The 1350-nt window shown below is 62.1% G+C and carries 2 protein-coding genes; both read left to right on the top strand.

The window, feature by feature from the left end:
• The first annotated feature begins 83 nt into the window (after positions 1-83).
• Positions 84-698 (top strand): class I SAM-dependent methyltransferase, encoded by a 615-nt coding sequence (locus A3764_RS19010; RefSeq protein WP_067631010.1) that lies wholly within the window; start codon positions 84-86, stop codon positions 696-698.
• Between the two features lie 111 nt (positions 699-809).
• The coding region (locus A3764_RS19005; RefSeq protein ID WP_067951952.1) for a cation diffusion facilitator family transporter at positions 810-1350 on the top strand (541 nt) is incomplete at its 3' end.

Raw genomic sequence — 1350 nt, 5'->3', positions numbered from 1 at the left:
GGCGATGATGACCGGGCGGTTGAGCGCACTGGCCTACTGGCTGCTGGACACCTTCCCTGTCCTTGCGCGGATCGGGTGAACAGATGCGACTGTACGAGAAACATATCCTCCCTCGGCTGACGCATCTGGCGATGGGCCAGGATCAACTTCTTCCCTACCGGCGCCGCGCCATCTCCGGGCTGCATGGGCGTGTGCTGGAGATCGGAATCGGCTCGGGCCTGAACATTGCGCTCTACCCCGAGGCCGTGCGCCAGATCATCGGTATTGATCCGTCGCCCGAACTCCTCTCTCGGGCCGCGCAAACCTCCCATGGACTGATGCCCGCTGCCGAGATGATCGAGGGCGTGGCCGAAGCATTGCCGCTCGAAGATCGCAGCGTCGATTGCGTCGTCGCCACCTGGACACTCTGCAGCGTTTCGGAACCGGAGAAGGCTCTCGCCGAGATCCGGCGCGTTCTCAAGCCGGATGGCGTCTTCCGCTTCGTCGAGCATGGCCTGGCGCCCGGACCCCGTATCCGGCGCTGGCAACGCTGGCTGACGCCTGTCTGGAAACACTGCGCCGGGAACTGCCATCTTGACCGCCCGACGGCCGACTTGATCGAGACAAGCGGCTTCCGCATGGAGCGGCTCAACACCGGTTACGCGACAGGTCCGAAGCCCTTGGTTTTCATGTATGAGGGACAAGCTCGCCTCTACTGAGGAAGCTTGGAAACAGGACAATCTCGGCTTTCGATCCGTGGCGCAACTGATGGCAAGGTAGCCAATTCTCGCCTCGAACTTTCGCCGAAAATTTTGCGGTGATGAGGTGTTATGAGCAGTCATCAAGATAACCGGCAGGCCAATCTGACGCGCGGCATCCGGGTCGAGATCGCCAGCCTCGTCTACAACATCATCGAGGTCGTCGTATCCGTCACCGTGGGACTTCTGACCGGCAGCGCAGCGCTGGTGAGTTGGGGCCTCGACAGTACGGTCGAGGCCACCTCGGCTGCGACTCTGATCTGGCGCTTGAAGAGTGAGGTGGACGGTGCCGACAAGCGCACGGTCCTGCACCGCAAGAAGGTCGCGCTCTACGTGGTTGCCTGTGCCTTCTGGATCGTCGTCGCGGCGATCCTCTACGAGGCGGTCTCCGCCTTCATTTCGCAGAAGGCGCCGGGCTTCAACTGGTGGGGTATCGCGATTCTGGGTGCTTCGCTCGTGGCCAACCCGTTCCTCGCCTGGGGCAAGTATCGCTACGGCAAGCGGCTCGATGCGCCCGCCCTGAAGTACGATGCCAAGGACACCATGATCTGCCAGTATCAGACGATCGTGGTGTTGGCCGGGATCGGTCTGACGCAATGGATGGGCTGGTGGT

This window comes from Sulfitobacter sp. HI0129 (assembly GCF_001635395.1).
Taxonomy (GTDB): Bacteria; Pseudomonadota; Alphaproteobacteria; order Rhodobacterales; family Rhodobacteraceae; genus Sulfitobacter.
Note: the sequence above shows the minus strand (reverse complement) of the source record. Positions and strands in the feature narration are given on the sequence as shown.

Coding starts and splice junctions, on each gene's coding strand:
- A3764_RS19010 (WP_067631010.1), top strand. CDS start 84: ATGCGACTGTACGAGAAACATATCCTCCCTCGGCTGACGCATCTGGCG.